This window comes from Burkholderia sp. Ax-1724, from assembly GCF_011752995.1.
Taxonomy (GTDB): Bacteria; Pseudomonadota; Gammaproteobacteria; order Burkholderiales; family Burkholderiaceae; genus Paraburkholderia.
The window spans coordinates 74,606-99,431 of sequence record NZ_VWWL01000002.1; the positions used below are offsets into that span (position 1 = coordinate 74,606).

Genomic DNA, 24,826 nt, shown 5'->3' on the forward strand with positions numbered 1-24,826 from the left:
AACGCGGGGGCATATCGGCCATTTTTTAATACTTATACTAAATATAAGTAAAATATCCGTTGGAGGCGACGAAGCCGTGACGAGAACGACAGAAAAGAAACCATCCTTTATTGGCGAAATGCGCGCCGGCCGCCAGCAGATCGGCCTGCGCTCGCAGCTGTGCAGCCCGATCGCCGCCGAGGCGCTCGGCTTCAGCGGTTGCGACTACGTCTATATCGACATGGAGCATTCCCCCAACGATCTGATGTCGGTGCTGCAGCAGGCACAGGCCCTTGCGGGCACGCCAGCGCATGTCCTCGTGCGGCTTCCCAAGCTGGATTCGCTGCTGATCCAGCAGCTGCTCGATTTCGGCATCGAAAACATCGTCGTGCCGATGGTGGAGACCGTCGAGGAAGCGCAAATGGCCGTCGCGGCAACGCGCTATCCGCCGCATGGCGTGCGTAGCGTCGCCAAGGTCCATCGCGGCAACCACTACGCGGGCGGCAGCGATTATTTCGATGAAATCGATGCGCGCGTCTGCCTGATCGTCATGATCGAGACGCGGGCGGCCTTGGGCCGTATCGAAGAGATCGCAGCCGTGGACGGCGTGCACGGCGTGCTGATCGGCCCGGCCGATCTCGCCGCCGATCTCGGCCATGCGCGCGCATCCGGCCATGCCGATGTCATCGCGGCTATCACCGGCGCAATTCCGAAGATTCGCGCCGCCGGTGCGTTCGCTGGCATGTCCGCGGGCGACGGCGCCACCGGCCGGAAATGGCTGGCGGCCGGCTGCCAGTTCGTCTCGGTCGCGGGCGATATCCAGATGCTCGCCAGCCAGGCGCGGGCGATGGTCGAAGAGGCGTCGGCATGAAAGGCGCCCCCTCGCATCCGGCCGCGCCCCTGACCCTGTTCGAGAAGCTCTGGAACAGTCATGTGGTGGTCGTCTCGCCGCACGGCGAGGACCTGCTCTACGTCGATTTCAACATGATCAACGAGGGCGGCGCGTTCCTCGCGTTCGACCAGCTCCGGCTGGAAGGACGCAAGGCACGCCGGCCGACGCAGCAGATGGCCGTCACCGACCACTATCTGCCGACCATCAACCGGGCGGCCGGAACGGCCGGCATCGCCAATCCGGAAATCCGCCGCGTCGTCGAAATGCAGGCGGAAAACGCCCGAGACTTCGCCTTGCCGCATATCGACATGCATCACCGCATGCAGGGCATCATCCACGTGATCGCGCCGGAACTCGGCATCGCCCAGCCCGGCATGATGATTACCTGCAACGATTCCCACACGGCGACCAACGGCGCCTTCGGCCTGCTGGCATCGCCGATCGGCGCGTCGAACCAGTTGCGGCACGTCATCGCCACCCAGACGGTGTGGATGAGCCGCCCGAAGCCGATGCGCATCGTGATCGACGGCGAACTGCCGGACGGCGTGACGCCGAAGGACATCATTCTCAGCATCATTGCGCGCATCGGTGTGGGCGGCGCGGTCGGCCATGCCATCGAATATGCCGGCTCGACGATCCGCGCGATGTCGATGGAAGGCCGCATGACGATCTGCAACATGTCGGTCGAGGCTGGCGCCAAGATCGGACTGATCGCGCCCGACGACACCACCTTCGCCTATCTCGCAGGCCGCCCCAAGAGCCCGCAGGGTGACGCCTGGGACAAGGCGCTGGCGCACTGGCGCACGCTGCACAGCGACGAAGGCGCCGTCTTCGCCCGCGAACTGCACATCGACGTCTCGACGCTCGCACCGATGGTCAGCTGGGGAACGAGCCCGGAAGACTGTGCACCGATCGACGGGACCGTGCCCGATCCGGCGGCCATCGCCGATGCCGACCGCCGCCGCCATGTCGAGCGCGCGCTCGAATATCTCGGTCTCGCGCCGCTGACGCCGCTACAGCAGATCCGCATCGATCGCGTTTTCATCGGCTCCTGCACCAACAGCCGCATCGAGGACCTGCGCAGCGCCGCCGCGGTTCTGAAGGGCCGCCGCTGCGTCGTTCCCGGCATGGTTTCGCCCGGCTCGTCGTCGGTCAAGCGCCAGGCCGAAGCCGAGGGGCTCGACCTCATTTTCAAGGCCGCCGGCCTGGAGTGGCGCGATTCCGGCTGCTCCATGTGCAACGGCTCCAACGGCGAACTGGTCGCGCCCGGCGAACGCTCGGCCTCGACCACCAACCGCAATTTCGAAGGCCGCCAGGGCCGCGATTCCCGAACCCATATCATGAGCCCCGCGATGGTTGCCGCCGCCGCCGTCGCCGGGCACCTGGCCGATGTCCGCAGCATGGCCGTCAAGGAGATAGCGTCATGAAGCCGTTCGTGACATTGACCGCAATCGCGGCGCCCGTGGAGATCGCCAAGATCGACACCGGCATGATCCTGCCGGGACGCTACATGCGCCGGCATCGCCGCCCCGGTCACGACTACAGTGAAGCCTTCCTGCACGATCTTCGCTTCGACGAAAAAGAGCAGCCGCGGGCCGACTTTTCGCTCAACCAGCCCGCCTATCAGCACTGCGAGATTCTCGTCACGGACGCCGATTTCGGCTGCGGCTCGTCGCGCGAGGGCGCCGCTTACGCGGTGCTCGATTTCGGCCTGCGCGCGCTCATCGGACCGAGCTTCGGCGATATCTTCTACGCAAACTGTCTGCAGAACGGCGTGCTGCCGATCGTGCTGCCCTACCCGGCGATCCATGCCCTGTGGCGGCAACTGCGCGCGACGCCGGGCGCGACGATCACCATCGACCTGCCCGCGCAATCGGTCATCGCGCCGGACGGATCGACGTTCGATTTCGAGATCAACGCCCTGCGCAAGCAGCGGCTGATCGACGGCGTCGACGATATCGACGTCACCCTCGGCCATATCGAGGCCATCAGAGCCTTCGAGGAGGCACGCCAGGCCGATATGCCATGGCTGCCGACATCCGGGTGACACCGGGCGTATCGCTCATATTCAATATCAGTCCCGCGACGACGTAACACGGTCGTCTCCGGGACGAAGAGAAGGAGGAGATTCCTTTGCTTACCAATCTTGACAATTCCGCTTCCGCGTCGACGCATCCCGCCATCGTGCGGCTGAACGACGTCAGCCAGGTTTTTCCGTCGCGCGGCGGTGCCCCTGCCGTCCACGCGATGGGTCCGATCACGCTCGATCTGCGCCAGGGCGAATTCTTCTCGATCGTCGGCCCGTCCGGCTGCGGCAAGTCCACGTTTCTGGAAGTGCTGGCTGGCCTCGCGACACCGACGGGCGGCGAAGTGCTGATGGACGGCAAGCGGGTCCAGGGCAGCATTCCCGACGGCGTGGGCGTGGTCTTCCAGGAAGACGCGAGCTTCCCCTGGCTGACGGTCTGGAAGAACATCACCTTCGGCCTGAAGCGCAACGGCGTCGATCCGAAGATCGCAGCGGAACGCGCCGAGCGGGCGCTGGCGCTGACCGGTCTCACCGCATTCCGCGATTCCTATCCGGCGCAGCTGTCCGGCGGCATGCGCCAGCGCGTCTGCATCGCGCGCACGCTGGTGATGGAGCCGCGCCTCATTCTCCTCGACGAACCCTTCGCCGCCCTCGACCAGCAGACGCGATTGCTGATGGGCGACGAGGTCCTCAACCTGTGGCGGGCGACCGGGGCGACCGTCGTCCTCATCACCCATGCGCTCGACGAGGCGGCCATGCTGTCCGACCGCGTCGGCGTGATGTCGGCGCGGCCCGGCCGGTTTATCGAAATCATCGAAACGGGCTGGAGCCGCGAGCGCGACAGCCGGATCGCCTCGTCGGACAAGTTCGGCACCTTGACGGCACATCTCTGGTCGTTGCTGCGCGAGGAATCGATCCGCGCCAGCCAGTATGCGAAGGCGAAATCATGACACTCGGACGCATCAGACTACTTGTCGTCGTGCTGTGCGTCATCGCGCTCGAGATCGTCTGCCGTACGGGCCTGATCGACAGCTATACGCTCATTCCACCGAGCAAGATGGCGGTGGCGCTGTTTCACCTGCTGCGCGACGGCAGCCTGACCGCGGAGATCGTCGCGACCTTGGGCGCCGTTCTCATCGCCATCGTCGGCGCGGTGATCTTCGGCATTCTCGGGGCGGTGATCCTGCATGCCCTGCCCCGCCTGCGGCGCGCGATCGACCCGGTTCTGTCGATCTACTATTCGATCCCGATGTTCGTGTTCTATCCGTTGTTCATCGCCCTCTTCGGCCTGACGGATACGCCGAAAGTGCTGCTGGGCTTCCTGCTTGCCGTCGTTACCATGATCGCCAGCACGCTCAACGGGCTCGACCGCGTTCCCAAGGTGATGCGCAAGACGGCCAGGGTGTTTCGCCTGAGCAAATGGAGCACGGTGCGCGAGGTCATTCTTCCCTCGGCCGCCCCGCACATATTCAACGGCGTCAAGCTGGCGATCGCGCAGGCGTTCGTCGGCGTGCTCGGCGCCGAATTCATCCTGTCGACTGGCGGCCTCGGCTACCAGATCTTTTACGCGTTCCACGACTTCGACAACAACAAGATGTACGCGATCGTTCTGCTGGTGCTGATCATCGTGTCGATCGTCAATACGATCCTTCTTGGCTGGGAACGTCGCTTGCGCCAACGCAGAGGGCTCGCATGAACATCATCGGCAACTTCAATACGATCGACGGCACGGCCAGGCCCTCGATGTGGAAACAGCATCAACGTTCCTTCGACCTGCTGATGATCGCCGTGGCGTTCGTCGTGCTCTGGCAGGTTTTCTTCCAGATCGGCGGATCGGTCGCGCTTGCCTCGCCGTGGCAGGCGACGCGCACCGCCATCGCCATGCTCGGCTCGGCGGATTTCTGGGGCGACATCCGTACGACGTTCTCCGCCTTCGGCTTCTCGGTCGTCATCGAGGCGGTGCTCGGAATACTGCTCGGCGCGATCCTCGGTCTGCGGCGGCTGACCGGCGATGTGGTGGAGCCGATGATCGCCGGCCTCTATTCGATTCCGAAGCTGATGTTCTTCCCGATGATTACGCTGTTCTTCGGCATCGGCATCAGCTCGGAAGTCGCCTTCGGGGTCCTGCACGGCATCATCCCGATCATTCTTTTCACGATGAGCGCCGTGCGCAACATCAAGCCCGTCTATCTGAAAAGCGCCCGCACGATGGGCCTGTCGACGACGCAGACCCTGTTTTCCATCGCCTTGCCGGCAGCCATCCCGGAAATCTTCACGGGTTTGCGCATCGGCATTTCGGGCGCCCTGATCGGCGTGATCCTTTGCGAGATGTTCGGCTCCAGCAAGGGCGTCGGTTTTCGCCTGATGAACGCCGTGGCGAACAATGTCGTGACCGACATTTCCGCGATCACGCTGATCCTGATCGTGTTCGCCGCGGTTCTCAGCGGCGTGTTGATGAAGCTGGACGAGCGTTTGCATCACCGGATCTGAGCTAACCCAAACAGCAGAATGGAGAAGTGACAATGAAAGCAAATACAAGGAGACGCGGACTGTGGTCCGTCGTGGTCGCCGCGGCACTGACGTGCGGCGTGATGAGCACACCGGCGTCGAGCGTCGAGATCGCCGCCACGAATTACGGCAGCTCCGTCATCGGCATGCCGTGGGCGATCGCGCTGGCGAAGGGTTATTTCAAGGACGCCGGCGTCGACGTTTCAGCCGTGATCGGCTCGCCCGGCGGCAGCACCGAGGTGCGTAACCTGATCGCCGGCGATCTGCCCTACGCCGACAGCGCGCTGATTCCGACGCTGAAGGCGATCAAGAACGGCTCCGATCTCCGGATCATCAGCGACAACACCCAGACCTCGGCGCAGTTCGTCTGGCTGGTCAAGCCCAATTCCCCGATCAAGACCCTGGCCGATCTGAAGGGCAAGCGCATCTCCTTCACGACCCCGCTGAGCACGAGCCAGTCGCTGGACTTCCTGCTGGTCGAGAAAGCCGGTCTGAAGCCCTCGGATGTCAAGCTGATTTCGACGGGCGCATACGGCGCGGCGCTGACCGCGCTGCAAAACGGCGGCATCGACCTCGCGCTCGTGTCGGAGCCGACGTACACGATGAACAAAAACACGTTCAAGCCGCTCTTCTGGTCGCGCGATCTTTTTTCGGCGGTCAACACCTCGGTCGGCGTGACCTCCGTCAAGACGATCAAGGAGCATCCGGACATGCTCAGGGGCATCATCGCGGCGCGCCGGCGGGCGGTGAATTTCATCAAGACCAATCGCGATGAATCGGTAGCCATCATCGCCAAGGTCTACAAGATGGACCCCAACGTCGTGAGAGCGATGCTCGCCGAACTGGTCGACCGTCCGTCTGCCGACGGCTCGGTCTTCTTCGGCCAGGGCGACATCAACCCGAAGGGTCTCGACGCGCTTGTCGACCTCTCGCAGAAGACCGGCGACCTGAAGGAGAAAGTCGACTGGCGCGACTACGTCGACCAGAGTTTTCTGCCCGCCGACCTGCAGCGCAAGCTGAAGTAGGCCACGGCTCGACGCATCCTGAGCAGTTGAAAACATGAGAAAATCCCGGCGCGGCGGGCGACCCCGGCGCGCGGGTCCAACTGGAAGTGGAGAGCCTCGACATTGAACACCCCGAAAGTGCCGCGTTCTTCATCGACGGACGGATTGTTTGGCGACAAGATCAATTTGCATCGGCTTGCGATCTTCGTTTCGGTTGCCGAAACGGGCAGCATGAGTGCGGCGGCCGAGAAATTCGGCCTTTCGCAGCCGGCCGTTTCGCAAGCCATCGTCAAGCTCGAGGAAGCAAGCGGCATCGATCTGTTCGATCGCTCGATCCGGCCGCCGGTCCTGACACTGCGAGGGGCCGCCTTCCTCAAGCAGGCTTCCGCGGTCGTGGAAAGCATCCGGCGGCTGCAAAGCAGTTTGCGCCTCGACAACGCGGCGCAACTGCCTATCCTGCGCGTCGGCATGCTCAACAGCTTCGCCACGACCCTCGGCCCGTTCATGCTCAAGAGCCTGCAGGAAACGGCGGTGCAGTGGTTCGTGGACACCGGCTACGAAGCTTCGCGAATCATCGCGCTCCTCGATCGCCGCTGCGATTTCGTGATTACGGCCGACGATGCGCCGCCTCCGCAAGGGTTGATCGCGTTGCCGGTCTTCTCCGAGTCCTACCGCATCATCCTGCCCGACGAACCTGAGAAGGCGGACATACCGGTTCTCGAACGCATCGCCGGCATGAGCATGATCCGCTTCGGCCGCGATCCCCATATGCTGTCCAGCATCGATCGCTGGCTGGCCGCAGCCGGTATCGAGACCTCGACCCGCTATCACCTGGATACGGTCGAAGGAGCGGCGCAGATGGTCGTCTCGGGGCTCGGCTGGAGCCTGCTGCCGCCGCTCGCGTTCTTCCGTCTGATCGAGCGCGGCGACCGCATAACCTCCGTGCGCTTTCCGGGCGTTCCGATCCGCCGTACGATCGTGGTCGTCGCGCGCGAAGACGAAGGCGCAAGCATTGCCAAGCGGATACAGCAGACTGCGCTCAGTCTGATCAACGACATCTTCCTGCCGAGCCTGCGGCAAAATCAGCCTGACGCGCTCGAGGATATCGAGGTCTACGACGGCAAATGAGCGAGTCGCGCGCCGTGGTGTACGGCCCCGGCGAGGCATTGGATCGCGCGCCCGCCGCCATTGCCATTCCATCGGCCGGCCAGCGTCGCGCGAACTTCCGCGATTGAGCCGCGACCGCGCTGCCCGGCAACCTGCCCCGCTCCGGTAACTGGACCGCACGCTGTTTGTCTCTCCACAGCAAACGTGCAAACGCCCGTCAAAATCCCCTCAAATTGATCGATTCAATCATTCAAAGGGTTTTCCCTCGGTTGATTTGAGCATTTCGATCAAATAAGATGACTTAAACGGTCAATATTCGACCAGACAGGGGCCGCAACGCAACCCGAACTGACCGAATCAATCAGGCAATCTCGCTGGAAGCGATCAGGACAGGCAGGAGCATCGCGATGCCTCGTCCGTTGCACACCGCGATCGGCGCGCATGCCTGACGCAGCGTCGCCCTGCACGGTTTGCCCGACACCTCGCCCGTGTCCGCGAACAGCCGGAAGGGCTCGGCACCGAACGCACTCCGCAAGACCGCAATCGAAACTCACGACATGAACACCGCCGCCCCCCGCAACGAGCGCCTGCTGATACTCGGAGACGACCTCTCCGGCACGGCCGACTGCGCCGTGAAGTGCACGCATCATGGCCTCGCGAGCGTGGTCTGTCTGAACGCCGCGGCGACGCCCGGCATCGCGGCCACAACCGACGTACTCGCGATCGACACCGACACCCGCCGCGCCTCGCCCGCCGAGGCGGCGAGTGCAAATGCGCAGGCGTGGCGCGCACACGGCGCCGGGCGACGGCTCTACAAGAAAATCGATTCGACGCTGCGCGGCAACGTTGCGGCGGAAGTGGCCGCGCTCGCGGCCCACGCGGGCATGGCGATCGTCGCGCCCGCGCTGCCCGAGGCTGGGCGCACCACGCGCAACGGCTGTCTCCTCGTGCACGGCGTGCCCGTCGAAGCAACGGAAGTCTGGCGCAACGAAGGCATCGGCGGCACCGGCCATCTACCGTCGATGCTCACGGACGCCGGCCTGAAAGTCGCGCACATCGATCTGCAAGCCATGCGCGAAGGAGCGGCGCCGTTGCGCGCGCGTCTCGAAGCCTTGCGCGCCGCGCAGTGTCAAGCCGTGGTCTGCGACAGCGAAACCGATGCGGACCTCGCCGTGCTCGCGCAGGCCTCGGCCGCGCTCGATGGCGTGTTCTGGGTCGGCTCGGCCGGACTCGCACAAACTTTGATCGCCACGCTGGCCGACGGGAACGGGCAGCGCAGCGTCATGCCCACCACGCCCGCTGTGCCCGTCACGACCGCGCAACACCCGCGTGGTGTGCTGGTGGTCGTCGGCAGCATGTCGGGCGTCTCGCACAAACAGGTCGCCACACTGCGTGCAAACACAGGCGATACCTTCGATGTCTTCGATGTCGACGTCGTTGCGCTGCTCGATCCGCTGCACGCCGAATCGCTGACGCTGGGCACGCGCGTGGCGCACACGCTCACGCACGGCCGCCACGCGGTGATCGCATTGAGCCAGGCCGAGCGCGTGCCGGTTGCCGATGGCGAACTGCTCGCGCGCCGGCTCGCGGCGCACCTCGCCCCCGCCGCTGCACATGCCGCGGCGCTGATCGCCACGGGCGGCGAAACGGCACGCGCGCTGCTCGCCGCCATGGGCATCGCGAAGCTGCGCGTGATCGAAGAAATCGAAAACGGCGTGCCGCTCATGGCCGCCGCCGAAGCGGCTCACACGCTGCCCGTCGTCACCAAGGCGGGCGGCTTCGGGGGCCCCGATACCCTTTATCGCGCATGGCAGCGGCTCGCCGCCATGACGCAAGCGGACGCGCAAGCGCCGCGCCAACCCTGCGAAGAGGAAACCATGGACTATCGTCCCGTAATCGGCATCACGATGGGCGATGCCGCCGGCGTGGGCCCGGAAATCATCATGAAGAGCCTCGCGCACCAGTCGGTGTACGACGGCTGCCGCCCGCTCGTGATCGGCGACGCCAGGCGGCTCGTCGACGCCGGACGGCGCACGAACGTCACGCTCGAAGTGCGCCCGATCAAGGCGCCCGCCGAAGCGCGCTTCCAGCCCGGCGTGGTCGATTGCATCGACCTCGGCCTGATTCCCGAATCGATGCCCTATGGCCAGCTTTCCGCCGTCGCCGGCGACGCCGCCTATCAGTACATCGCGCGCGCGGCCGAGCTGACCTCGGCGGGCGAGCTCGACGCGATCTGCACCGCGCCGCTCAACAAGGAAGCGCTCCATGCGGGCGGCCACATCTTCCCCGGTCACACGGAAATGCTCGCGCACCTCACGGGCATCCCCGAAGTCTCGATGATGCTCGTCGCCCCCAAGCTGCGCGTGATTCACGTAACGACGCATATCGGCCTGCTCGACGCGATCCGCAAGATCGAGCCGGGCCTCGTGCAACGCACGATCGAGCGCGCGCACGAAACGCTGCTGCGCGCGGGCATCGAACAGCCGCGCATCGGCGTATGCGGCATCAACCCGCATGCCGGCGAAAACGGCCTGTTCGGCTATGGCGAGGAAGAGGAAAAGATCATGCCGGCGGTGGCCGTGCTGCGCGAGCGCGGCTGGGACGTGGAAGGCCCGCTGCCCGCCGACACGCTGTTCTTCCGCGCGGGCCGCGGCGACTTCGACGTGGTCGTGGCGATGTATCACGACCAGGGCCACGGCCCCGTGAAGGTGATGGGCCTCGAAGCCGGCGTGAACGTGACCGTGGGGCTGCCGGTGATCCGCACCTCGGTCGATCACGGCACGGCATTCGATATCGCCGGCAAGGGCGTCGCCGACGAACGCAGCATGCTCGAAGCGCTGAAGCAGGCACAAGACCTCGCCACGCGCCGCGCGGACCGCCAGTAACGGCCAGTAACGAACGGTTCGCGAACGCCGGCTTCCGGGTGTCCGGTCGATGACCGGAGTCGGCGCAACGGCAATCGGTAGAGCCGGTTTCGTGAGATCGGGCAAGGCATCAAACGGATGATCTGCCTGGGAGCGGCGCGAATTTTCGCCGCTCTCAGGGTATTTCAATTTGCATCCCTAACCGTATGGGAGGAAGCCGAAGCAATCCCCTGATGATGGTGTTGGCGTTTCAATTCTGGCGATACATGGCATCGCACTAATTAGAAATACTGGAGGAATGGAGATGAAGCAATACAACCCGCTCAAGCTCGCTGTCGCCGCCGTGGCGGTGATGACCGCAGTGCCGGCATTCGCGCAAAGCAGCGTGACGCTGTACGGTGTCGTCGATACAGGGATCGGCTATTTGAGCAACTCGAGCAGTCTGGGCGCAGTAAGCGGCGGCCGCTCGAAGGTCTACATGAATCAGGGCGTCTGGTCAGGCAGTCTGTTCGGCTTGACGGGCTCCGAAGATCTGGGCGATGGCACGAAGACCATCTTCAAGCTGGAAGGCGGCTACAACAGCGCAACGGGCGCCCAGCAGTTTGCGAACACGCTCTTCGGCCGCCAGGCCTATGTGGGACTGACGAACAATCGCTACGGTACGTTGACCGCCGGCCGTCAGTACACGTCGTATTTCCAGCTGCTTCAGCCGTACAGCTCGCCCAACTGGCTGAGCGGCGGATTCGGCGCACACCCCGGGGATATCGACGGGCTCGATAAAAGCTTCCGCATCAACAACAATTTTGTCTATACGTCGCCGAGCTTCGCGGGCCTGAAGGTGAGCGGCTCGTACGGGCTCGGCGGTGTCGCGGGTGCCACGGGCAGCGGGCAGACCTGGAGCGTCGCGGCTCAGTACGCACAGGGGCCGTTCGGCATCGCGACCGGATTCATGCGCGTCAACAATTCGACCGTGAACGGCGGTGCATGGGGCGCCAACTCCACTGCGCTCAGCGGTGGCGCGCAACCGGCGGTGTCGGCGATCAACTATGGCTATGCGACCGCGGCCAATCAGCAGCGCTTCGCCGTGACGAGCGGCTACACCTTCAGCCCGGTGTTCGATATCTCGGCTTCGTACTCCAACGTGCAGTACCTGCCCGGTATCGCGTCCGCCTTCCACGACAAGGCCATCTTCAATACGGGTGGCATCGTGCTGCACTGGAAGGCACTTCCGGCCCTCGATCTCGCAGCGGGCTATAGCTATACGGCGGCGACCAAGGCGAACGGCATCAGCGACGCGGCCAGTTATCAGCAGTTCAATCTGACGCAGTTCTATTCGTTGTCCAAGCGAACCGGTCTCTATGCGCTCGAGGCTTATCAGCGTGCGGGTGGCAAGACATTGACGCCGAATGCCGCCGGCACGAAGACCAGCATCATCGACGCGACGGCCTCGATTGGGGACGGTCAGAACAACACGCCGTCGTCGTCACGCAATCAGATAGCGATCATCCTCGGTATCGATATGAAATTCTGACGCACGATTCAGGCAGGCAGCAGGCATCCGGTCATACGCATCGCGGGATGCCTGCCTCGCAAGCCACCGGCATTCCATGCGTTAGCGACACGAGCAGCGCCGGAATGGGGATAAAGGACAAGGTAAACTACGTGCGCATCGTATTGCCCACGCCGTCTGCCTCGCCGCGCGGCGACGTCCCGAACCCAACGCCGAACATCTCATGAAAGTAGCCCGTCGCCGCGAAGCCATGCTCAAGGCCGTTCTCTCCGGCATGACCGAAGTGTCCGAGCTCTGCGAACACTTCGACATGTCGGAGGCCACCGTGCGCCGCGACCTGCGTGCGCTCGCCGACGAACGGCTCATTCTGCGCACCTATGGCGGCGCGGCTTCGGTCGGCAAGCATGCCCCCGAGGAGTCGCTCGAACAGCGCCGCCAGAGCTTTCAGGCGGAGAAGGATGCGATCGGCCACGCGGCAATGGCCCACGTGCGCCCCGGCGACACCATCTTCCTCGACAGCGGCACCACCACTGCCGCGCTCGCGCGCGCGCTCGCGCAGGCGGGCCAGCACGACATCCGCGTAGTGACGAACAACCTGCTCGCGGTTCAGGCGCTGGCGGGCAGCAGCGTGCCGCTCACGCTGATCGGCGGCGAGGTGCGCGAGCCGAGCATGAGCACCCTCGGGCCGATCGCGCAGCTCGCGCTCACGCGCGTGACAGTCGACAAGGCGTTCCTTGGCGCCGATGGCGTGGTGCCGGGTCGCGGCCTGTGCGAAGCGACGGCCGACCAGGCCTATCTCAAGGAATGCCTGATGCGCCAGGCGGCCAGCCTCTTCGTGCTCGTCACCGCCGACAAGCTCAACCGCGACAGCCAGCAACACTGGGCGCCCATCGACAAGCCGTGGACACTCATCACCAACGCGAGCGCCTCGCACGCCGGGCTGCAAGCGTTCCGCAGTCTCGCGGGGCTCACGATCGAGACGATCTCGGTGCCCGGGGAAAGCGCGCATTGAAAGACGGAGCGTTCGGCAAACTCCCGAACTGATCAATTGGTATCGGACGCGATGGGAAATCGAAATCTATTTCCACGTGCTCAAGAATAGCTGCGAAGTCGAGACGCTGCAATCGGCCGCCGTCGACCGGATTGAGCATGCGCTGGCCTTGTTCATGGTAGTGGCGTGGCGTGCGACCTACCCGATGCGTAAAGGTCGCACCTGTCCGGATCTGGACGCCACTTTGTTCTTCGATCCAGATGAAATTCGCGGCGCCCATCTGCTGGCAAAAAAGAAGATGCCGGCGACGACGCCCACCGTGAACGAGGTCGTGCGGCTGATCGCGCAAATCGGCGAGCGCCCTGGCCGAAAGAGCGACGGCGATCCCGGCGCCAAAACCATCCGGCGCGGCCTCGACAAAGTTCTCACTGCCGCTGACACGTTACGTGCGCTACGCGAAGGACTCGACTGACTTATGTATAACGCTATGCCTCTAATCCCACACAGATCGACAGCACGGATTAAGAATCGTCTGATTGCCCGCCGCCCGTCCTTGTCACTACCGTGGGCGTTTCACCAACGGAAGTAGTTGAGTAATGGCTTTTACTGGCAAGTTTGTAGTAGATAACCCGGATATATGTAAGCTTGCTATTGTGGGACTCGGCACGTTTAAAGCTTACTCCGGGAACGATCAATACAAGAATCGCGGCGGCTGTACGGATGTTCCAGACAATGGACCGATTCCGGCCGGAAAGTATTGGATCGTTGACCGACCTACAGGCGGATTCAGGTCGCAAGCATGGGCCACAGCAAAGGATATAGGAAACTCCATAATCGGGTCGCCGGTAGACCATCGGGAATGGTTCGCGCTCTATCGCGATGATGGTGTGATTGATGACGTGACCTGGATAAACGTGTAGAGCGGGGTAATTTCAGGTTGCATCCGTTTGGAGGTCGCGGTATTTCGCCAGGATGCATTACTCTGCTAAACCATGCCGATTTTATGTTTATCCGGCGCGCCCTTCTGGGAACCACTACCGTCTCCGTCCGTAATTCTGGGCTTCGTGCATATGGAGCAATTGAGGTAGTGACCTATGGCAACACTTGCCCGTAAGCTTTTCAAGGTTGCACTATTCTGCGTGCTGTTCCGCATCTCATTGGCCTACGTCCACACATACCCGATGCCTATGCCAGAAAGCCAGGGTATTGCTTGGTTGCATGCGGCAAATCGGCTCGGGATTCGCGACCCGGACGATTTATACATACCCGTTATCCTGGTAGTCAATCTGTTCGTTGCCGCATTGCTCTATATGGCGATCATGAAGCTATGGCGGCGGTATCGCTCAAAGTAGAGCCACATCATGCAAAAGCCCGGACGCTACACACCGTCCAGGCTGGTGCGGCCCTCCGTAGCGGGTGCGGTTGGCGTTACGCGGTAACTTCAAAAATGTTTTCGTTGATGTAGCGGCTAATTGCAGGTTTCAGGGTTCCGAATCCGGTACGCTTGCAAAGCGCCTCAAATTCCGTAATGTTCGCAGTCGCTATATATCGGGTGTCCAGATAGGCGCGCGCGATGATGACGGCGCAATCCTCGCCTACCTTGTCGCCGTTCGACATTTCATAACCCTTGATGATGCACAATCCGCAGCAGGCGCAAATTTTCCAGGTGTTGCGCGGAGGCGAAACCTTTTTACCCGAAAGAAAATCAACAGCGCGATCATCAAACATCCTGAGTTGGCGAATCAATTGCATGTCGTTCCCCTTGCCCGCGTACCAGTGGGCAGAATTGGAGGCGCTGGGTGGTCTGAAGCATGTCGTTATACGCAACGTGCCCGTCGTTCGGCGACGGCGGAGATAACGGCAATGACGACAACCCAAAGTCCGGCGGCACCCAGCCCTATTCGGTCGCCTACACGGATCTCAATGCAGGCGCGGGCATTAGCGGAACGCCGTGGGCCGGCGCCTCGTTCGTCGACAACATGCCGACCAAAACCAATGCGCAGACGCTGACGCAAAGCGGCTGGACAGGCCAGATCACCTACGGCGTTTCCGGTAGCCCCAAAACCTTGCAGGTCAACAATACGGCCAGCGCCAACCTGAGCCCGATCGGCATCGTCGGCAATACGTCGGTCCGCCTCTTCGATCCTGACGACGCGACCGGCACGCCGCTCGGCACGACCACCGAGCCGAATCTCGACGGCGCGTTCGAAATCTGCGCTCCGGCTCCCGCAGGCAGCATCAGCGACAACGGCTATGCGGCCACGGACATCCTGATTACCGGCAGTGCAAGCCAGGTCACGAACGTCGCCGAGCTGGCGGGCAAGAGCTTCGTGTTCAACCAGTACTGCGACCCGATCAATCAGGCCGCGCCGCAAACGCTGACGTTCGACTCCGCCGGCAATGCCAGTTTCGAGCTGTACGGGCTCGACCAATTCCGGGCCGCTGACTGCCGTGCCGATTCCCGCCGCAGCGTTCCAGAGCGCCATGACCGGCACACCCTATGGCGACGCGCAACAGGGACAGACGCTCTGGACGGTCTACCGCTTCGTGACCGCGACACAGACCGTGAAATACGTCGTTGTGGAGCGGGGATCCGCGGACGGCAACTACATCGGCATGTGGTACTGAGCCCGGGCGCATCGACGTGCCGTGCAGCCCCAGCCGGCACGACACGCCGATGCGAGCCGCTACCGCTCTGGCGCTACGCGCAGGCTGTCGTGATACTCCCGCATGTCCTGCGGCGCGAGGCCGTAAGCACGCCGGAATGCCCGCGTGAAATCCGATGCGCTTCTGAAGCCGTGCGCATAGGCGACGTCCCGCACCTGTACACCAGGCCACGCGACGAGTTCCGCGGCGGCGGCACGCAGGCGCACATGGCGGATATAGGCGCCCAGTCCCCCGTCGTGCTCAAACAGGCGATAGACCGTGGGCCGCGAAAGGCCCAGCGACTCCACGACCCGCTCGGGCGAAAGATCGTCGTCGTGCAGGTTCGTCTGCACGTAGCGGCGCGCCTGGTCGAACGCCATGGCCCGCGCGAGCGCAACCTTGCTGCCCTTCAGCCCCGCCTGTTCGCCGAACGTATCCGCGATCTGCAGCACGATCTCGCGCAGAACGCGGTAGGCGTCCCAAGGCGCCATGCGGCGTATCTGCGCGGCAAACGACAACACGCGGCCCGTCAGATAACGCACCGCGGGCAGGTGCGGCGAGAGCGCGCGTCCATGCAGGGCCGAGGGGTCGGGAAACACGTCTTGCAGCAGTTCGCCCGGCAGAAAAATCGTGACGTGCCGGCAAGGCGCGCGCCGGCACTGCACCGGCTGGTCGAGATCGACAGCGAAGATGCCGCCTTCGAGCACCGCGTCCTTGCGCTTGCCCAGATAAACGAGCTCGCTGCCGTGCGTGTCGCCCAGGAACACATGGAAGACGATACTGCGCGCGTTGTCCCGCGAGATTCGCGCGATCGTGCGGTCTTGCGTGATGCGGTCCGTGTAGCAATCGGCAAACAGGAATTCGCCCACGACGTAGCGGTCGATCCAGCCTCGAAACGGCTGCCTGTGCTCATCGCGCGTCGTCAGGAGATCGACCACGCCGATCATGCGCTCGCACCACGCCAGAAGCTGCTGCGAGGCGGGCAGCGCGGCAACGTCGAAATGCTGGTGCACGATTTCGAGCTGCCGGGCCGGGTCGAGGGTGACGGGTAGATCCTGAAAGTGTGTCTTGACGGCGGACATGGCGAAAATTCAGTGGATCAGCCGGACAAGCGGAAAAACCGCTTTGCCTGCTCATGCGTGGCAAAGCAGTCATGATAGACGCATCTGCTTTTTCAAGCGGCGGCAATCATCGCGGCGCTCGAACCCGATTACTCGCCCACCTTGAAGATCGACACCGCCGCCCGTGGCGTTTCGGCCTGATTGGCCGTCGCCGGCGCCGCGAACGCGATTTCTCCCATGATGTCTGTGCCCCCTTGAAGCGTGCCTTGTGCGGGCTTTTTGGGATGACGTTAATTCTCGTCAATTCATATTCTTCTTGGCCCCGGATCACGGCCTCATCTTCCATCATTATGCAACGCCTATCCCTGCCCGCAATTCAGGGCTTAACGCCGACGGAATAATTGAGGTTATGACGCATGACAACACTTGCCCATAGGGTATTCAAGATCGCCCTGTTCATCGGGCTCTTTCTTATTTCAGTTCGTTATATCCCGCTATCGAACGAGTGGTCGACAAGCGAAACGCGTGCATGGTTTGCCGCTTCGGATTTGCTCGGTGTCCGCGATCCCGATGACCTGTATTTCGCGGTGTGGCTGACCGTCGAACTGATCGCGGCAGTGCTTGCCTATGCGGCGATCATGAAGCTATGGCGGTGGTATCGCACGAAGTAGAAAAAGCCCCGGCAACGGGGCTTTCTTTTTGTTTTGGATAGTGCCTACGCGAGCCCCACCGCGTAGCGCGCGGGTCCACTGCCGAAGTGCACGCTCAACACCTGCCCTGTCCACTCGTACCCGGGGCCGCGATCTTCAGACCCGATGAATATGAAGACCGCCGTCGATATGAAAAGAATCGCCCGTGCTGAACGGGAAACAGCCCGACGCCAATGACGCAACGGCCTTGCCGATCTCGTCCACGGCTCCCCAGCGCGGGATCGGCGAAAAACCTTGCCGCAGCTTCTCGTCGTAATCGGCCTGCGCCACTTCCGTCATTCTGGTCTGAAAGATGCCCGGCCGCACCTCGTACACCGGTACGCCAAGCTCGCCGAGCCGCGCGGCGAACAGCTTCGTTACCGTGGTCAATGCCGACTTCGAGATGCAGTACTCCGCTCTGTTCGGCGCGATCAAAAATGCGTTCGCCGAGGAGATATTGATGATCGAACGGGCGCGCCCTTCGGCATCGGCGTCCGCCGCAAAACGGCGAGCGAGGCGTTGCGTCAGAAAGAACGTGCCACGCAGGTTGATGTTCAGCAGCCGGTCAAAGCTCTCGGGCGTGACATCGAGCAGGTCGCCGCGTTTCTCCACGCTCACGCCCGCATTGTTCACGAGGCAATCCACGCTCCCCAACGACGCCTGCACTTCGTCGAGCAGCGCGTCATGTCTGCCGAGGTCGGCGATGTTCGCCTCGAAGAAAGCCGCGCGCCGCCCCGCTGCCCGTATCGCGTTCAGCGTTTCGTCGGCGTCGCCATCGTGCTCCAGATCCGCGATGGCGATATCGAATCCGCTTGCGCAAAGCGCTCTCGCGATTGCGGCGCCGAGCCCGCGCCGGCCACCCGTAACCAGCGCAACCGGAGTCGATGAAACTTTCTTTTCGAGGGTAGGGTTCATATGCACATTGCCGGGGAAAGGATGTCTGTTCGGTACTTACGCGCTCAAGCCTTCATCGGCCAGGTACGCGCGAATGACGTCGGCGAAGTTCTCGTCACCGGCGAGACCGAGCGCATGCGCACGCGCGACGTCCCACTGGCCCGGCCAGCTCCCCACGATCTTTTCGACGCGCTCGTCGCGTTGCCAGTCGATGCGCGCCACGGCTTCGTCGCCCGCTACTTCGCGCAGCGCCGCGATCATCTCGTTCACGCTCACGGACAGGCCCGGCAGATTGATGACCGGCCGGTTGCCGAACTTCGCGCGATCGATCTCGCAACCGGCGATCAGCGCCTTGACCGCGCTCTTCGGCGACAACAGCCACAGGCGCGTTGCGCCGTCGACGGGGCACACCGAGCGCTCGCCGTTCAGCGGCTCGCGGATGATGCCGCTCGCGAACGAAGAGGCCGCCGCGTTGGGCTTGCCCGGCCGCACGCTGATGGTCGGCAGGCGCAGCACGCGGCCGTCGACGAACCCGCGACGCGAGTAATCGCACAGCAGCAACTCGGCAATCGCTTTCTGCGCGCCATACGACGACTGGGGATTGAGCGCGGTGTCGTCCTGCACTACATCGGGCAACGCGCCGCCGTACACCGCAACCGAACTCGTGAACAAGACGCGCGGTGCATGACCCGCGGCACGACACACTTCGAGCAATGCGCGCGAGGCGTCGAGGTTGATCCTCATGCCGAGATCGAAGTCCGCCTCTGCCTGGCCGCTCACGATCGCGGCGAGGTGGAAGACGGCTTCCGTGCCCGTGTCGATGTAGCGCTCCAGCACCGCGCGATCGGAGATGTCGCCGGTCACGGCTCGCACGCGCGCATCGCCGAGCAGACGGTCGTTGGTCGGGCGGGCCACGTCGAGCAGCACGACTTCCGTGATGGTCTTGCCGTTCAGCGTGTTGCCCGCGAGCAGCTGGCTCGCGAGACGCTGGCCGAGAAAGCCGGCGCCACCGGTGATAAGGATCTTCATGGGGTTCGTTCCAGGTGTGTTCGGAGGTAGGGTTGGCCGGCCAGGGCCTTCGGATACGCGGGCTTTCGTGACCGGGCGAATCAATCAGAATCAGGCGAATTCAAAAGCGGATGTAAGCATGGCGCAGAGGCGCGCAATCACAACGCGCTCAACGCTTTCGCGAAGAAATCGATCGCGCCGAAATTGCCGGACTTGAGTGCAAGCGCGAGCGGCGCATCGCCGGTATTCGCATCGATGGACTGCGTCGCCGGTACGCCGGGATCGATCTGCGGCCCGATGCGCAATGAACGCACGCCGAGCGCCTGCACGACCGCGCCCGACGTCTCGCCGCCCGCGACGACGAACTTTCGCACGCCTTCGTCGCGCAATGTGCGCGCGATGGACGCGAGTGCGTCTTCGACGAGATACCCCGCCTTCTCGACGCCGAGTTCCTTCTGTACCGCCTTCACTTCGTCCGGCGACGACGTCGCGTAGATCAGGACGGTTTCATCGTTTTTCATATGAGCACGCGCGAATTCGACGGCCTGTTCGACCACCGCCTCACCGCGCGACAACGCCAGCGGATCGATGCGAAAGCCCGGCTTCGACGCACGCCACTGCGCAACCTGTGCGTTCGTCGCTTTCGACGCACTGCCTGCCAGCACCACCGACTTGCCTTCGATCTTCGGCAGATCGGCCGCATGCTCCGCGTGCTCCAGCAGATTCGCCGCGCGGAAGTTGGCCGGCAAGCCAAGCGCGATGCCCGAACCGCCCGTAATGAGCGAAAGATCGCGGCATGCTTCTCCGAGCACGAACAGATCTTCGTCGCAAATGGCATCCGCAATCGCAACACGTACGCCGTCTTTTTTCAGCGCTTCGATGCGTGCGCGAATCGCCTCGGCACCCTGCGCGATCGTGTCGTAGCGGATCAGTCCGACCTTCGAGCGGGTCTGCCGCTGCAAGACGCGCACGAGGTTCGCATCGCCCATCGGCGTGAGCGGATGATTTTCCATTCCCGACTCGTTCAGCAGCACGTCGCCGACGAACAGATTGCCGCGAAAGATCGTGCGACCATTTTCTGGAAACGCGGGGCAAGCGATCGTGAAATCGTCTTTCAACGCATCGAGCAACGCGTCCGCGACCGGACCGATGTTGCCTTTGTCCGTCGAATCGAAGGTTGAGCAATACTTGAAGAAGAACTGCCGGCAGCCTTGAGCGCGCAGCCATTCGAGCGCTTCGAGCGACTGGCTGACCGCGGCGTCGGCCGCGATCGTACGGGACTTGAGGGCGACCACGAGCGCATCGGCCTCAAGCGGCGCGCCGCTCGCCGGCACGCCGATGGTCTGAACGGTGCGCATGCCGCCGCGCACGAGCATATTGGCGAGATCGGTCGCGCCGGTGAAATCATCGGCGATACAGCCGAGCAGTGCCTGCGCCATTATTTCGCTCCCTTCGGGACTTCCATGTCCGCAAAAATCCTGATAACCGCAAGAACCATCCTGGCCTCCAAGGCCAGCGGCAACCGCCGCGCCTCGCTGCAAACCTGTCTGCACCAAGCGAACCGACCCGGCCGGTCGTGTCGTTCGACTCATGCCGCCGGGTCGATGATGCCACTACTGATGATTACTGCTCGCCCCAACGGCCGACGACCTGCTCCTGCACGCCGAGACCCTCGACGCTCAGACGCATCACATCGCCGGGCTTGAGATACTTTTCCGGCTTCATGCCGAGCCCGACGCCCGGCGGCGTGCCCGTGGTGATGACGTCGCCCGGCTCCAGCATCACGAACTCGCTGATGTACGACACGAGCTTGCGGATCGGGAAGATCATGTCGGACGTCGACGAGTTCTGGATACGCTCGCCGTTCAATTCCAGCCACAGCGACAGGTTCTGCACGTCGCCGGCTTCGTCGCCGGTCACGAGCCACGGGCCGAGCGGGCCGAACGTCGGCGCCATCTTGCCCTTGACCCACTGCCCGCCCTGTTCGAGCTGGAACGCGCGCTCCGAGACGTCGTTGCACACACAATACCCTGCGACGTAATCGAGCGCATCCTGCTCGCTGACGTTGTGCGCGCGCTTGCCGATCACCAGTGCGATTTCCACTTCCCAGTCGGCCTTCGTCGACTTCAGCGGCAGCAGCACGCGGTCATTCGGGCCGCAGATGCAGGACGGCGCCTTGTTGAAGAGGATCGGCTCCGCGGGAATCGGCGCATTCGTTTCGATGGCGTGCTGTACGTAGTTCAGACCCACGGCAATGAAGTTGCCCGGACGCGAAATGCACGCGCCAATGCGAGGATTGCCCTCGACGACGGGCAGCGTCGCGAGATCCAGCGCGCGGATTGTCTCGACGCCGTTGTCGGCGAAGAACGCCGGATTGAAGTCGCTCACATGCGCCGACAGGTCGCGAATCTTGCCTTCCTGATCGACCAGACCGGGCTTTTCCTGCCCCGCGTTACCAAAACGTACCAGTTTCATGATGGATTTCCGTTATGCAAGGATGAACACCGATCAGCGCGACTGCCCCAGTCTGCTGATCTCGAGGGTATAGATCTGACAGGGGTCGCCTGCCGCCGAGTACTGCTGCCAGTCGACGTCGCCCAGCGCGCGCGCCGTTTCGCTCGCACCGTGTTCCGTCGTGCATTCGATCAGAAGCACACGCGATGGCACCGCGAACGCGCCGCCGCGATGTTGCGCCTCCGTCGTTTTGACGTTGCTCGCATCCGTGTCGGCGGCGAACAGGTGGGCGGCCACCACATCCGGCCGCTTCAGGATGCGCGGAAACAGCTCCTGCGCGACGAATTCGATCAGCCGCTTCGCCGCGCCCTCTTCCACGCGCAGTTGCAGCGTGATCGCATAGGCGCCGGTGCTATCGCCAGTGGAATGCTCGATCTGGCAGATCGAGCGCGCGGTATTGCGGAAATGCTTGACGTTGGCCTGCGTCGACGGCGCCGGATTGTTCAAGCGTTCGAGATAGGCGGGCCCCGTCAGCGTATCCAGATCGACGGCCTCGTAGACCGTCAGCCATTCGGGCGACGCACTCGCGCCGCGATAACGGCGGCCGCGCAGGAACCCGTCGATCGACAGGCGTTCAGGAATATGGTCCTTGTTGTGCCATTCGTAGAAGTCCGCTCGCGCCTCTTCAACGATATCGTTCCAGATGAGAACGAAGGCGGAACCCAGCAACGACATGATGGATGTCTCCGGTTGTGATGACGACGGTTAGCGGATATGGAAGAACTCGAGGATCGCGTCGATCTGTCCGGTGTGCATGTCGACACCCGTCGCGGTCGGACAGCCGTACCGGCGCGCATGAGCGATCAGCGCACTCGGGCGATCGGCCGGGCGCAGCACCACGTCGCCGACAATCACCTGACTGTCGAGCGGACCGAGGTCGACCGGCATGCCGTCGTCATCGCGCATCCCGACGATCGACGCATTGACGATCAGATCGTGGCCGGCCGCGCTCGCGTCCGCGCTGCGCACGTCGCATCCATTCGCGTCCCGCGCAAGCAGGTTCGCGAGATTCGCCGCACGCGCCGTGTCCTTGTCATAGACGGTGAGCGCCTTCACGCCCGCGTCCAGCAGTGCGCCCGCTATCGCGCTGCCCGCCCCGCCGCAGCCGATCACGAGCGCGCGCTTGCCGGCCAGCTCGTGTCCATGCGCGATCAGCCCGCGCACAAAACCCTCGCCGTCGAACATGTCGCCGAACCAGCCGCCGTCCGCTTCGCGGCGCAATGCATTGACCGCGCCCACGCGCTGCGCACGCGGATGCACACGATCGGCGATCGCGAGCGCGTCGGCCTTGAACGGCGCCGTCACGAGCACGCCGTCGAGATTGCGCAGCTTCAGCAGCGCCGGCAGCACCTCGTGAATCTCGGAAGCGGCGATGTGCACCGGCACGAGCACGGCGTCGATGCCCGCCTTCGCCAGTTCCCCGCAATAGACTTCCGGCGAGCGCACCTGCACGACCGGATCGCCGACGATGGCATAGAGGCGCGTCTTTCCTGTGATCGAAGGTAGCGTGCTCATGCGTGGCTCCCGTACCATTCGGCGACGCGCTGCGAGCGATAGCGGCGCGCCTTGCCCGACGTTTCCGCGGCGAGGCCCATGAGACCCGGCGCGAAGATGCGTGCGTCCATTTCGCGCAGATCCGTTGCCACGGGCGTGCGGAAATCCATCTGCGAGAAGATGTCGCGTTCGAGATCGACGCCCGGCGCGACTTCGATCAGCTCCAGGCCCGCTGCGCCGACCCGGAACACCGCGCGCTCGGTCACGAAGAGCGCGGTATTGCCGCGTTGATGTGCGAGCGCCGCGTTGTAGCAGATCTGTTCGAGAGAACCGACGAATTTGCGGTGCCGCCCTTCCTGCACGATCGTCGTGCGGCCGCCGTTCCACTGCACGTCGAGACCGCCCGCGGTCAGCGTGCCGCTGAAAATCACCCGCTTCGCGTTCTGGCTGATATTGATGAACCCGCCGACGCCGACGATCTTGTCGCCGAAGCGGCTGATATTGACGTTGCCATGCGCGTCGACTTCTGCGAAAGACAGGAACGCCAGATCGAGGCCGCCGCCGTCATAGAAGTCGAACTGCGAGGGCTGCTCGATCATCGCCGCGAAGTTCTGCGCGCCGCCGGAGTCGCGCCCCGTGATCGGCGCGCCGCCGATCAGCCCCTGCTCGTTCGTCAGGATGACCGAATCGAGCAGACCTTCCTCGGCCGCGACGGTCGAGAGTCCGGTCGAAATGCCCGCGCCGAGATTGCAGACCGCCGCCGGATACAGTTCCATGGCCGCGCGCCTCACAATCACCTTACGCGGCCCGAACGGCAGCGGCTTGATTTCGCTCAGCGGCACGCGCAGCTCGCCCGCGTAGCTCGGGTCGTAGTCGGTCGCGTAGGTTTGCCGCTGTTCGGATTCGACCACCACGAAGTCGACGAGAATGCCGGGAATCTTGACCTGCTTCGGCGGCAGCGTGCCGCTACGCGCCATGCGCTTCACCTGCACGATCGTGATGCCGCCCGCGCGGCGCGTGGCCTGCGCCATCGCGATCATTTCGCCGAGCACCGCTTCCTGCTCCATCGTGATGTTGCCGTCCTCGTCGGCCGTCGTGCCGCGCAGGAAAGCGACGTCGATCGGGAACGGCTTGAAGCGCAGCCACTCTTCGTTGTCGAGCGTAATCAGTTCGACGAGTTGCTCCTCGGTGCGCGGACTTTGCCGGGCGCCCTGCTGGCGCGGATCGACGAACGTGTTCAGGCCGGTCTTCGTGATCAGGCCGGGGCGGCCGCCCGCCATTTCCCGCATCAACTGGGACAGCACGCCCTGCGGCAGCGTATAGGCCTCGATGCGGTCCTGAGCGGCCATCTCCAGCAGCCCCGGCGAGTCGATCAGCGCGCTGGTGATCGCCCGCTTGAGCAGACCGTCGTGAGCGAGGTGGCTCGCGCCGAGCGCGGCGCGGTCGCCGATGCCGACGACGCTGATCGACGTGAGATCGCGCGGCTGCTGCTCGGCGAGAAAACGCCGCTCGACGGCCGCGAGCAGCGCCTCGGGGACCGCATGCCCGCCGCCCGATCCGCTGATCAGGACCGAGTCGCCTGTACGCACCAGGCTTGCCGCTTCGTCAGAAGTAATTCGTTGCATGAGAGTGTCTGCGT

25 protein-coding genes and 1 pseudogene are annotated in these 24,826 nt (G+C 63.6%); 16 read left to right on the forward strand and 10 right to left on the reverse strand.

Annotated elements, in window-relative coordinates:
• The first annotated feature begins 76 nt into the window (after positions 1-76).
• The 14 genes and pseudogenes from F3J19_RS02415 to F3J19_RS02480 all read left to right on the forward strand — a co-directional run bounded on the left by F3J19_RS02415 (position 77) and on the right by F3J19_RS02480 (position 14,233).
• Positions 77-850 carry an aldolase/citrate lyase family protein gene (locus F3J19_RS02415; protein WP_167037124.1) on the forward strand — a complete coding sequence of 258 codons (774 nt, stop codon included), beginning with the start codon at positions 77-79 and terminating at the stop codon, positions 848-850.
• Positions 847-2,298, forward strand: coding sequence for a 3-isopropylmalate dehydratase large subunit (gene leuC, locus F3J19_RS02420; protein WP_167037127.1), 1,452 nt, complete (start codon positions 847-849; stop codon positions 2,296-2,298). The genes F3J19_RS02415 and leuC overlap by 4 nt, the downstream gene beginning before the upstream one ends.
• Complete coding sequence (leuD, locus tag F3J19_RS02425) at positions 2,295-2,918, forward strand: 3-isopropylmalate dehydratase small subunit (RefSeq protein WP_167037130.1); 624 nt, start codon at positions 2,295-2,297, stop codon at positions 2,916-2,918. The genes leuC and leuD overlap by 4 nt, the downstream gene beginning before the upstream one ends.
• 137 nt (positions 2,919-3,055) lie before the next feature.
• Complete coding sequence (locus tag F3J19_RS02430) at positions 3,056-3,847, forward strand: ABC transporter ATP-binding protein (protein ID WP_345889813.1); 792 nt, start codon at positions 3,056-3,058, stop codon at positions 3,845-3,847.
• Positions 3,844-4,593, forward strand: coding sequence for an ABC transporter permease (locus tag F3J19_RS02435; RefSeq protein ID WP_205192499.1), 750 nt, complete (start codon positions 3,844-3,846; stop codon positions 4,591-4,593). The genes F3J19_RS02430 and F3J19_RS02435 overlap by 4 nt, the downstream gene beginning before the upstream one ends.
• Entirely contained in the window at positions 4,590-5,387 is a 798-nt protein-coding gene (locus tag F3J19_RS02440) for an ABC transporter permease subunit (RefSeq protein WP_167037133.1), read from the forward strand. The genes F3J19_RS02435 and F3J19_RS02440 overlap by 4 nt, the downstream gene beginning before the upstream one ends.
• A 32-nt stretch (positions 5,388-5,419) precedes the next feature.
• Positions 5,420-6,430: an ABC transporter substrate-binding protein gene (locus F3J19_RS02445; RefSeq protein ID WP_167037136.1), complete on the forward strand. Its 1,011-nt coding sequence runs from the start codon at positions 5,420-5,422 to the stop codon at positions 6,428-6,430.
• Between the two features lie 102 nt (positions 6,431-6,532).
• The gene (locus F3J19_RS02450; protein WP_167037139.1) at positions 6,533-7,537 is read left to right on the forward strand and encodes a LysR family transcriptional regulator; all 1,005 of its coding nucleotides are present in this window, start codon (positions 6,533-6,535) and stop codon (positions 7,535-7,537) included.
• A gap of 536 nt (positions 7,538-8,073) precedes the next feature.
• Complete coding sequence (pdxA, locus tag F3J19_RS02455; RefSeq protein ID WP_167037142.1) at positions 8,074-10,401, forward strand: 4-hydroxythreonine-4-phosphate dehydrogenase PdxA; 2,328 nt, start codon at positions 8,074-8,076, stop codon at positions 10,399-10,401.
• A gap of 283 nt (positions 10,402-10,684) precedes the next feature.
• Positions 10,685-11,911, forward strand: a complete 1,227-nt coding sequence (locus F3J19_RS02460; RefSeq protein WP_167037145.1) for a porin — start codon at positions 10,685-10,687, stop codon at positions 11,909-11,911.
• A 202-nt stretch (positions 11,912-12,113) separates the two neighbouring features.
• Positions 12,114-12,902, forward strand: a complete 789-nt coding sequence (locus tag F3J19_RS02465; protein WP_167037148.1) for a DeoR/GlpR family DNA-binding transcription regulator — start codon at positions 12,114-12,116, stop codon at positions 12,900-12,902.
• Complete coding sequence (locus tag F3J19_RS02470; RefSeq protein ID WP_345891002.1) at positions 12,898-13,353, forward strand: IS4 family transposase; 456 nt, start codon at positions 12,898-12,900, stop codon at positions 13,351-13,353. Before F3J19_RS02465 ends, F3J19_RS02470 begins: the two co-directional genes overlap by 5 nt.
• Positions 13,354-13,477: 124 nt before the next feature.
• Positions 13,478-13,995 (forward strand): annotated as a pseudogene (locus F3J19_RS02475) (DUF2778 domain-containing protein).
• Positions 13,976-14,233 (forward strand): hypothetical protein, encoded by a 258-nt coding sequence (locus F3J19_RS02480; protein WP_167037151.1) that lies wholly within the window; start codon positions 13,976-13,978, stop codon positions 14,231-14,233. The pseudogene F3J19_RS02475 and the gene F3J19_RS02480 overlap by 20 nt, the downstream one beginning before the upstream one ends.
• Positions 14,234-14,309: 76 nt before the next feature.
• Here the strand turns inward: F3J19_RS02480 and F3J19_RS02485 are convergent, their stop codons facing one another.
• Together F3J19_RS02485 and F3J19_RS02490 are read right to left on the reverse strand one after the other, a co-directional pair.
• Positions 14,310-14,633 carry a hypothetical protein gene (locus F3J19_RS02485; RefSeq protein WP_167037154.1) on the reverse strand — a complete coding sequence of 108 codons (324 nt, stop codon included), beginning with the start codon at positions 14,631-14,633 and terminating at the stop codon, positions 14,310-14,312.
• 65 nt (positions 14,634-14,698) lie between these two features.
• Positions 14,699-15,367 (reverse strand): hypothetical protein, encoded by a 669-nt coding sequence (locus tag F3J19_RS02490; protein ID WP_167037157.1) that lies wholly within the window; start codon positions 15,365-15,367, stop codon positions 14,699-14,701.
• On the opposite strand from F3J19_RS02490, the gene F3J19_RS02495 reads away from it, so the two are divergent.
• A complete protein-coding gene (locus F3J19_RS02495; protein WP_167037160.1) occupies positions 15,366-15,509 on the forward strand; it encodes a hypothetical protein in 144 nt (47 codons plus the stop codon). The genes F3J19_RS02490 and F3J19_RS02495 overlap by 2 nt on opposite strands.
• Before the next feature lie 59 nt (positions 15,510-15,568).
• Here the strand turns inward: F3J19_RS02495 and F3J19_RS02500 are convergent, their stop codons facing one another.
• Positions 15,569-16,609: an AraC family transcriptional regulator gene (locus tag F3J19_RS02500; RefSeq protein WP_167037163.1), complete on the reverse strand. Its 1,041-nt coding sequence runs from the start codon at positions 16,607-16,609 to the stop codon at positions 15,569-15,571.
• Positions 16,610-17,004: 395 nt separating this feature from the next.
• On the opposite strand from F3J19_RS02500, the gene F3J19_RS02505 reads away from it, so the two are divergent.
• Complete coding sequence (locus F3J19_RS02505) at positions 17,005-17,259, forward strand: hypothetical protein (RefSeq protein WP_167037166.1); 255 nt, start codon at positions 17,005-17,007, stop codon at positions 17,257-17,259.
• A 135-nt stretch (positions 17,260-17,394) separates the two neighbouring features.
• Here the strand turns inward: F3J19_RS02505 and F3J19_RS02510 are convergent, their stop codons facing one another.
• The 7 genes from F3J19_RS02510 to F3J19_RS02540 form a co-directional block, all read right to left on the reverse strand.
• Positions 17,395-18,192 (reverse strand): 3-ketoacyl-ACP reductase, encoded by a 798-nt coding sequence (locus tag F3J19_RS02510; RefSeq protein WP_167037169.1) that lies wholly within the window; start codon positions 18,190-18,192, stop codon positions 17,395-17,397.
• 36 nt (positions 18,193-18,228) lie between these two features.
• Entirely contained in the window at positions 18,229-19,200 is a 972-nt protein-coding gene (denD, locus tag F3J19_RS02515) for a D-erythronate dehydrogenase (RefSeq protein WP_167037172.1), read from the reverse strand.
• Positions 19,201-19,337: 137 nt separating this feature from the next.
• Positions 19,338-20,618, reverse strand: coding sequence for a 3-oxo-tetronate kinase (otnK, locus tag F3J19_RS02520; protein WP_167037175.1), 1,281 nt, complete (start codon positions 20,616-20,618; stop codon positions 19,338-19,340).
• Positions 20,619-20,802: 184 nt separating this feature from the next.
• On the reverse strand, positions 20,803-21,654 hold the full coding sequence (locus F3J19_RS02525; RefSeq protein ID WP_167037177.1) for a fumarylacetoacetate hydrolase family protein: 852 nt from the start codon (positions 21,652-21,654) through the stop codon (positions 20,803-20,805).
• A gap of 33 nt (positions 21,655-21,687) precedes the next feature.
• Positions 21,688-22,368, reverse strand: coding sequence for a DUF4286 family protein (locus F3J19_RS02530; RefSeq protein WP_167037180.1), 681 nt, complete (start codon positions 22,366-22,368; stop codon positions 21,688-21,690).
• 30 nt (positions 22,369-22,398) lie between these two features.
• Entirely contained in the window at positions 22,399-23,208 is an 810-nt protein-coding gene (locus tag F3J19_RS02535) for a ThiF family adenylyltransferase (protein WP_167037183.1), read from the reverse strand.
• Entirely contained in the window at positions 23,205-24,812 is a 1,608-nt protein-coding gene (locus F3J19_RS02540; RefSeq protein WP_167037186.1) for a CoA-transferase, read from the reverse strand. Before F3J19_RS02540 ends, F3J19_RS02535 begins: the two co-directional genes overlap by 4 nt.
• Positions 24,813-24,826 lie beyond the last annotated feature (14 nt).

Bases quoted from the DNA above. Each gene is read 5' to 3' on its own strand.
- leuC (WP_167037127.1), top strand. From the start codon at position 847: ATGAAAGGCGCCCCCTCGCATCCGGCCGCGCCCCTGACCCTGTTCGAG.
- leuD (WP_167037130.1), top strand. From the start codon at position 2,295: ATGAAGCCGTTCGTGACATTGACCGCAATCGCGGCGCCCGTGGAGATC.
- F3J19_RS02435 (WP_205192499.1), top strand. From the start codon at position 3,844: ATGACACTCGGACGCATCAGACTACTTGTCGTCGTGCTGTGCGTCATC.
- F3J19_RS02440 (WP_167037133.1), top strand. From the start codon at position 4,590: ATGAACATCATCGGCAACTTCAATACGATCGACGGCACGGCCAGGCCC.
- F3J19_RS02445 (WP_167037136.1), top strand. From the start codon at position 5,420: ATGAAAGCAAATACAAGGAGACGCGGACTGTGGTCCGTCGTGGTCGCC.
- pdxA (WP_167037142.1), top strand. From the start codon at position 8,074: ATGAACACCGCCGCCCCCCGCAACGAGCGCCTGCTGATACTCGGAGAC.
- F3J19_RS02460 (WP_167037145.1), top strand. From the start codon at position 10,685: ATGAAGCAATACAACCCGCTCAAGCTCGCTGTCGCCGCCGTGGCGGTG.
- F3J19_RS02465 (WP_167037148.1), top strand. From the start codon at position 12,114: ATGAAAGTAGCCCGTCGCCGCGAAGCCATGCTCAAGGCCGTTCTCTCC.
- F3J19_RS02480 (WP_167037151.1), top strand. From the start codon at position 13,976: ATGGCAACACTTGCCCGTAAGCTTTTCAAGGTTGCACTATTCTGCGTG.
- F3J19_RS02485 (WP_167037154.1), bottom strand. From the start codon at position 14,633: ATGCAATTGATTCGCCAACTCAGGATGTTTGATGATCGCGCTGTTGAT.
- F3J19_RS02495 (WP_167037160.1), top strand. From the start codon at position 15,366: ATGACCGGCACACCCTATGGCGACGCGCAACAGGGACAGACGCTCTGG.
- F3J19_RS02490 (WP_167037157.1), bottom strand. From the start codon at position 15,367: ATGGCGCTCTGGAACGCTGCGGCGGGAATCGGCACGGCAGTCAGCGGC.
- F3J19_RS02500 (WP_167037163.1), bottom strand. From the start codon at position 16,609: ATGTCCGCCGTCAAGACACACTTTCAGGATCTACCCGTCACCCTCGAC.
- F3J19_RS02505 (WP_167037166.1), top strand. From the start codon at position 17,005: ATGACAACACTTGCCCATAGGGTATTCAAGATCGCCCTGTTCATCGGG.
- F3J19_RS02510 (WP_167037169.1), bottom strand. From the start codon at position 18,192: ATGAACCCTACCCTCGAAAAGAAAGTTTCATCGACTCCGGTTGCGCTG.
- denD (WP_167037172.1), bottom strand. From the start codon at position 19,200: ATGAAGATCCTTATCACCGGTGGCGCCGGCTTTCTCGGCCAGCGTCTC.
- otnK (WP_167037175.1), bottom strand. From the start codon at position 20,618: ATGGCGCAGGCACTGCTCGGCTGTATCGCCGATGATTTCACCGGCGCG.
- F3J19_RS02525 (WP_167037177.1), bottom strand. From the start codon at position 21,654: ATGAAACTGGTACGTTTTGGTAACGCGGGGCAGGAAAAGCCCGGTCTG.
- F3J19_RS02530 (WP_167037180.1), bottom strand. From the start codon at position 22,368: ATGTCGTTGCTGGGTTCCGCCTTCGTTCTCATCTGGAACGATATCGTT.
- F3J19_RS02535 (WP_167037183.1), bottom strand. From the start codon at position 23,208: ATGAGCACGCTACCTTCGATCACAGGAAAGACGCGCCTCTATGCCATC.
- F3J19_RS02540 (WP_167037186.1), bottom strand. From the start codon at position 24,812: ATGCAACGAATTACTTCTGACGAAGCGGCAAGCCTGGTGCGTACAGGC.